We start from the raw sequence: 6,956 nt of genomic DNA on the forward strand, positions 1-6,956 counted from the left end.
TAGCCGCCCAGCGTCGCGGCGACCATCATGATCAGGGCCTCGCGCCAGAAGACGATGTCGCCCACGGCGTAGATCACGACCGCGATCGCCGTGAGCAGCGCCGAGACCAGGTTCTTCATGCCGTTCATGGCGTTGAGCTGGGTCTGGCCCAGCAGCCCGAACAGCGCCAGCAGCAGGATGCCCAAGCCGCCGTTGAAATAACCGCCGTAGGCGGCCACCACCAGCATGCCGAAGGCTGCCTTGGCCACCGACGGCGCGCCGCTGTCGTGCCCGCCCGAGCCGCCGGCCCACTGGCGCAGCTGCGGACCGAAGGCGAACAGGGCGGTGGCCACGAGCAGCAGCCACGGCACCAGCTTGCGGAACACCGCGTCCGAGGTGACCAGCAGCAGGGCCGCGCCGGCCGAGCCGCCGATCAGCGACAGCAGGACCACGGCGCGCATCGACAGGCCGGGCGGGGGCTGCATGTCCTCGCGAAACCCCCAGGCGCCCGCCATGTAGCCGGGCAGCAGGGCGACCGTGCCGGTGGCGTTGGCGACCACCGGCGGCACGCCGATGAACACCAGCGCCGGCAGGGTCAGGAAGCTGCCGCCTCCGGCGACGGAGTTGAGGGCGCCGGCCACGAAGGCGGCGGCAAGGATCAGGGCGGTATCGAGCATCCGTCGATCTTAGGCAGGCGGCGCGCCGGCATTGGTCATGCCCAGGGTGCAAGTGCTTTTCGGCGGCGCGTTCAGCCCTGGCCCGCCGCATAGGGGTCGGCAAAGCCCAGGCGCGCGAGGATCGCGGTCTCGTGCGCCTCCATCGCCTCGGCGTCCTGCTCGCTGGTCTCGTGGTCCCAGCCCTGGGCGTGCAGCGTGCCGTGCACCAGCAGGTGGGCGTAGTGTGCTTGCAGCGTCTTGCCCTGTTCGCGCGCCTCGCGCTCGACCACCGGGGCGCACAGCACCAGATCGGCCAGGACGACGGGCGCCTGCTGGTAGTCGAAGGTCAGCACGTTGGTGGCGTAGTCGCGCTGGCGGAAGTCGCGGTTGAGCTGCCAGCCCTCGTCGGCGCCGACGATGCGCACGGTGATCTCGGCATCGGCGGCCAGCGCATGGCGAACCCAGCGTGCGACGCGGTGGCGCGCCAGCACCGGGCGGTGCGCGGTTGCCTCGGGCGTGCGTGCGAATTGCAGCGAGAGGGCGAGATGGGGCAGGGCCATGGTGCGCCGTGGAAGGGGTTCCGGGAAAAAAGGGGGCGTCGCCTCAGGCGGCCGGCCGGCGGCTGCGCTGGGCGTCGTAGGCATCGACGATGCGCGCCACCAGCGGATGGCGCACCACGTCGCTGCTGGTGAAGCGCGTGAAGGCGATGCCCTGCACGCGCTTGAGCACCAGCTCGGCGTCGATCAGGCCGCTGGGCATGCCGCGCGGCAGGTCGATCTGGCTCACGTCGCCTGTCACCACGGCGCGCGCGCCGAAGCCCAGGCGCGTGAGGAACATCTTCATCTGCTCGGGCGTGGTGTTCTGCGCCTCGTCCAGGATGACGAAGGCGTTGTTCAGCGTGCGCCCGCGCATGAAGGCCAGCGGCGCGATCTCCAGCTGGTTGCGCTCGAAGGCCTTTTGCACGCGCTCGTAGCCCATGAGCTCGTACAGGGCGTCGTACAGCGGGCGCAGGTAGGGATCGACCTTCTGCGTGAGGTCGCCCGGCAGGAAGCCCAGGCGCTCGCCCGCCTCCACCGCCGGGCGCGTGAGCACGATGCGCTGCACGCTGCCGCGCTCCAGCGCATCGACCGCGCAGGCCACGGCCAGGTAGGTCTTGCCGGTGCCGGCCGGGCCGATGCCGAAGGTGATGTCGTGCGCGGCGATGTTGGCCAGGTAGTTGCCCTGGCCCGGGGTGCGCGCGCGCAGGTCGGCGCGGCGCGTGGCCAGCACCAGCGTGCCATCGGCTTCCGCGCGCATGCTGGCATCGCCGGCCAGCATGAGCTGGATCTGCTCCTCGCGGATCGGCTGCTCCGCCATTTCGTAGAGCGCCTGCAGCAGTTCCATGGCCTGGGTGGCGTGGGCCTTGGGGCCCTCCACCTTGAACTGCTCGTGGCGGTGGGCGATCTTCACCTGCAGTGCAGCCTCGATGGTGCGCAGGTGCGCGTCCGCCGGGCCGCACAGGTGGGCCAGCCGCGTGTTGTTGTGGGGGATGAAGGTGTGGCGCAGGATCACGCGGATAATCTTTGGGGCGATGAGGTTTCGCCGTGCGGGCAGGAAAGGCGCCGCGCGCGGCCACGAGGATATCCATGATAGGCAAATTGACCGGCACGCTGCTGGAGAAAAATCCCCCGGAGGTGCTGCTGGACTGCCACGGCGTGGGTTATGAGGTGCTGGTGCCCATGAGCACCTTCTACAACCTGCCGGCGCTGGGCCAGCAGGTGTCCCTGCTCACCCAGTTCATCGTGCGCGAGGACGCGCAGCTGCTCTACGGCTTCGCCACGGCCGCCGAGCGCCAGACTTTCCGGGAGCTGATCAAGGTCGCGGGCGTGGGGCCGCGCACGGCGCTGTCGGTGCTCTCGGGCATCGGGGTTGAGGATCTGGCGCAGGCGGTGTCGCTGCAGGAGGGCGCGCGCCTGCTGAAGGTGCCGGGCATCGGCAAGAAGACGGCCGAGCGGCTGCTGCTGGAGCTGCGCGGCAAGCTGGGCGTGGACCTGTCGGGCGTGCGCGCGCAGGCGGCGGGCGGGGCGCAGGGAGACATCCTGCAGGCGCTGCTCGCCCTGGGCTACAGCGACAAGGAGGCGGCGGCGGCGCTCAAGGCGCTGCCCCCGGACGTGGGCGTGAGCGAGGGCATCCGGCTGGCGCTCAAGGCGCTGGCCAGGTGATTGCCACCCATCGATTGGACACGACAAGGAGACCCCATGGACAGATTTCTCGCCCGTCCGGCCCTGCGCCGTGCCGCCCTGTCCCTGCTGCTGGCGCTGGCCGCTTGTGGGGGCGGCAGCGACAACGGCGCTCCCGATCCGGCGCCGCCGCCGTCGACGGTCCCTCCGGTGGCCGGGGACCGCATCGAGGCGTTCGATCCCGCTGCTGCGCCCGCAGCCAAGCTGACCGAAGGCGCCGCCCGACCGGCGCAGGCTGCTGCAGCCTCGGGCATGGTGCGCACAGTGGTGCTCGGCCCGCTGCAGGCGCCGCCCACCAAGGCGACCGTGGGCTCTGGATCGCCCGGAGCGCCGCTGCAGATCGGGCAGGCACGCAGTGTGGCCGACACGGCCACGCCGCAGGGCACAGCCGCTCTGCTGCAGTGGCATCCGTCCGGGCGGAACACGCAGGTGGCAGCCCTGCGTTTCGTGGCCGAAGGCGCGCACGGCGTGCGGCTGGGGGTGCTGGTGGAGGCCCTGCCGCCGGGCGCAGTGCTGCGGGCCTATGGCGCGCCGCAGGACGAGGTCGTCGAGGTGGATGCGCAGGCCCTGCGCACCATGGCCGCGCGCCATGCCGAGGCAGGCGCCGATGACCGGGCCGCGCGCACTTGGTGGAGCCCCGATTTCGGCGGCGCACAGACCACGCTGGAAGTGGAAATTCCGCACTCGGCCGCCACGGACGGCGTCCGGTTGTCGGTGCCGCGGCTGTCCCATTTCACGCAGACCCCTGACGAAGCGCAACTGGCGCTGCAGACCAAGGCTGCAGGCAGCTGCAACGTGGACCTGGCCTGCCGGCCCGAATACCTGGAGCAAGGCCGCTCCGTGGCGCGCATGGTCTTCGTGCGCGAGGACGGCAAGGCCTACCTGTGCACGGGCACGCTGATGAACGACGCCGCCTCTTCGGGAACCCCGTATTTCCTGAGTGCGAACCACTGCATCGACCGCCAGACGGTGGCCTCCACGCTGACCACCGAATGGTTCCTGCGCGCCCGCAGCTGTGGCGGCACGGACACTGCCGGGGCCCAGCGCCTGACGGGCGGCGCCACGCTGCTGTACGCGGCAGCACGCACCGACGTGGCGCTCATGCGCCTGAACGGCGCGCCTCCTGCCGGCATCGTCTACGCCGGCTCCTACTTCGGCAGCCCGCTGCAGCCGGGCACCCCCCTGGCAGTGGTGCACCACCCGGGTGGGGACATGCAAAAGATCAGCCTGGGAACGCTGCTGCACTACAGCAGTTGCAGCGATGGCGGCCTGTGCCGGGCGAGCAACGAGACCGAGGGCACCTACCTCACCCTGGGATGGCGAACGGGCGTCGTAGAAGGCGGCAGCAGCGGCTCGGCCGCATTCCTCACCCTGGGGGAGCGCCGCTACGTGGTGGGCCAGCTGATGGGCGGCCTGTCCAGTTGTGCCCGGCCCGACGCTGTGGACTACTACGGTCGCTTCGATCTGGCCTACCGCGATGCGATCCGGCGCTGGCTGAATCCCGGCGGCTGAGGCTTCGGGCTCGGACGCCCTCAGCCCACCAGCACCAGCCCCGGCGGCAGGCTGTCGCCCAGGCTGCGCCGCTGGTCCTCGGCGTCCTGGGCCTGGACCTCGCGCACCTGGGCGATCCAGCGTTCGGGCGCGCCGCTGGCCGCCAGCTTCTCCAGCACTTGTGCGCGCCACTCCTGCGGGAGGTCGAGCGTGCGCTCGCCGGTCATGCGCGCGATCTGCACGGCGGCGAACATGGCGTGTTCGTTCCTGCGCCAGTCCTGCGCCAGGGTGGCGGCCAGGAATTCCTGCGCCGCTGCGGGCGGCATGACGCGGTGCGCGTTGGCTGCCAGCGCCGTGCGCGCCGCCAGGCGGCCGACTGCCCACCAGGTCTGCGGCGGCTCGTCCGGGCGCTTCAGGCGCGTGAGCATCCACTGGCCCATCTCCTGGCGGTATTGCCAGGGCACGGCCTCCATGGCGGCAAACAGGCGCAGCATGTCGTCGTAGCTGCCCCACTGGCTGCGCCCGGCGCCCGTGCGTTGCACGGCCTTCTGCATGCGCCCGGCCACATCCTCGAGCAGCTGCATCTGCTGCGCCTCGTCGAGACCGGCGGCCACGCGGCGCCAGAAGACCCACCATTCGGTCCAGTTGGCGGCCTCCCGCGGGTGTCCCAGGCCCTGGGGGTAGAGCTGCCAGACCTGCTGCACGCGCCAGGCGTCGAGCTGCGCGCCCACGCCGGGGCGCAGGCACCAGCCCGCCAGGTTCAGCCAGGCGCGCTCGTGCTCGGGCGTGCGCCGGCGCCGGCGAGCCCGCGCCAGCAGCGCATCGAACAGGGCGCGCAGCAGCGCCAGCGGCCAGTCCTCGCGCGGGCCGAGCAGCTTCTGCAGCGACTGGCGCAGCTGGCGCACCTCCTTCGGAGCGACGTCCTGCGCCTGGTTGCCGAAGACGCGATCGAGCAGGGCGATGGCATCAGGCAGGCGGGCATCGGCAGCGTCGCCCTTGCCGCCCGGCTCTTCGCTGGCCGTCCCGGGCTCGCGGGAGGCCCCGGCGGCCCTGCCACCGGCCGCCCCGCGCACGGCAAAGGGCAGCAGCCAGGAACGCCCAGGATCGTCCAGCGCCACGCAGCGCACCTCCAGCGTCCCCACCTCGCTCATGGAAGTGGCCAGCTGCACCTCCACGCGCGCGCGTTCGCGCCCGGGCGGGGCCGCCAGCACGGTGGCCAGGGGCGGCAACTCGGTCCAGCCTTCGCCTTCGATGGGCACGATCTGCCCGGCCTGCGCCTGGCCCTGGCTGCGCGCCAGCAGCGCGAAATGCACGGGCTGGCCGAGCGCCAGTGCAAAGCGCCGCCCGGCCAGCACCAAGCGGGTACCTTCTTCCGTGCCCCGCGGCAGCAGGCAGATGCCTTGCGCCGGCGCGCCCTCCCGGCCTGGCAGCAGCAGCCAGTAGCTGCGCGCCGAGCCACCGCCGATGCGTGGCATGGCTGTCGGGGTGGCGTCGGAAGCGCGCGCCCTGGAGGCGGCAGGCTGCCGCGCGTGGGCCTCGACCTGGTGCTGCGCGAGCGCGTGCGCGGCGGCGCCGCGGGCCACGGCCCAGTCGGGGTGGGGGTTGTGCAGGACCCGCACCGGCCCGCCGCGCCACCGCGCCAGCAGCCCGGTCAGCCGCTCTGCCAGGGCGTGGGCATGGAACACACCGCCGTTGAGCAGCAACGTGTCGGGCAGCTCGCCGTCGGGCGCATGCCGGGCGAGGAAATGCGCCAGGTGCCGCGAGATGGCGGCATCGGCCGGGTAGGGCAGGCCCAGGCCGCGCAGGGCTCCGAGGTGGCGCGCCGGGGTGTCGCCGGGCTGCGCGTCGGGCAGGAAGGCCTCGACCACCCAGGCCTGCACCTGCTCGTGCGTGAGTGCGACCGAGCGCGCCTGGGCCAGCAGCCGCGAGCCCGCACCCAGCAGGGTGATGGGCACCGACGTGGGGGCGTCCCGGCCCAGCAGCCGCTCCTTGGCGCCGCGGCAGCGCTGCACCAGCTCGGCAAAGCGCGCTGGCGCCAGGCGCTGGCCTTCGCCGCCCGCAAAATGTGGCTCCAATCGGTGCGCCAGGGCGAGGTCCATGTTGTCGCCGCCCAGCATCAGGTGCTCGCCGACGGCGGTGCGGGTGAGCCGGGGCAGCCCGGTGCCGTCCGCCGGCGGCTGTACGCGGATCAGCGTCAGGTCGGTGGTGCCGCCGCCCACGTCCACCACCAGCACCAAGCGACTGTCGGCCAGCTGCGCCGCCAGGGCCTCGCCCTGCAGCACCAGCCAGTCGTGGAAGGCCGCCTTGGGCTCCTCCAGCAGCTGCACCGGCGGCAGGCCGGCTTGCTGGGCGGCTTCCAGGGTCAGGGCGCGCGCGCCCTCGTCGAAGGAGGCCGGCACGGTGAGCACCACGCTTTGCTGGCTGAGCGGCGCGTCGGGGTGCTCCGCATCCCAGGCGGCGCGCAGGTGCGCCAGGTAGCTGGCCGAGGCCTCGACCGGCGAGATCTTCGGAATCTCTTCGCCCGCGCCCCAGGGCAGGATGGGCGCGGTGCGGTCCACGCCCGCGTGCGACAGCCAGCTCTTGGCGCTGGCCACCAGCCGCTGCGGCGTGG

At 72.5% G+C, this 6,956-nt stretch carries 6 protein-coding genes; 2 read left to right on the forward strand and 4 right to left on the reverse strand.

What is annotated here, in order from left to right:
• The 3 genes from A612_RS10675 to A612_RS10685 all read right to left on the reverse strand — a co-directional run.
• The coding region (locus A612_RS10675) for a sulfite exporter TauE/SafE family protein (RefSeq protein WP_019374477.1) at positions 1-656 on the reverse strand (656 nt) is incomplete at its 3' end.
• 71 nt (positions 657-727) lie between these two features.
• The gene (gene ybeY, locus A612_RS10680) at positions 728-1,195 is read right to left on the reverse strand and encodes an rRNA maturation RNase YbeY (RefSeq protein WP_019374478.1); all 468 of its coding nucleotides are present in this window, start codon (positions 1,193-1,195) and stop codon (positions 728-730) included.
• 43 nt (positions 1,196-1,238) lie between these two features.
• Positions 1,239-2,186, reverse strand: coding sequence for a PhoH family protein (locus A612_RS10685; RefSeq protein WP_019374479.1), 948 nt, complete (start codon positions 2,184-2,186; stop codon positions 1,239-1,241).
• 74 nt (positions 2,187-2,260) lie between these two features.
• On the opposite strand from A612_RS10685, the gene ruvA reads away from it, so the two are divergent.
• Positions 2,261-2,836: a Holliday junction branch migration protein RuvA gene (gene ruvA, locus A612_RS10690; RefSeq protein ID WP_019374480.1), complete on the forward strand. Its 576-nt coding sequence runs from the start codon at positions 2,261-2,263 to the stop codon at positions 2,834-2,836.
• Positions 2,837-2,872: 36 nt separating this feature from the next.
• Complete coding sequence (locus A612_RS10695; RefSeq protein ID WP_019374481.1) at positions 2,873-4,366, forward strand: trypsin-like serine peptidase; 1,494 nt, start codon at positions 2,873-2,875, stop codon at positions 4,364-4,366.
• Between the two features lie 20 nt (positions 4,367-4,386).
• Here the strand turns inward: A612_RS10695 and A612_RS10700 are convergent.
• A partial coding sequence (locus A612_RS10700; protein WP_019374482.1) for an Hsp70 family protein occupies positions 4,387-6,956 on the reverse strand: 2,570 nt, incomplete at its 5' end.

The organism is Melaminivora alkalimesophila, from assembly GCF_000282995.1.
GTDB lineage: Bacteria > Pseudomonadota > Gammaproteobacteria > Burkholderiales > Burkholderiaceae_C > Melaminivora > Melaminivora alkalimesophila.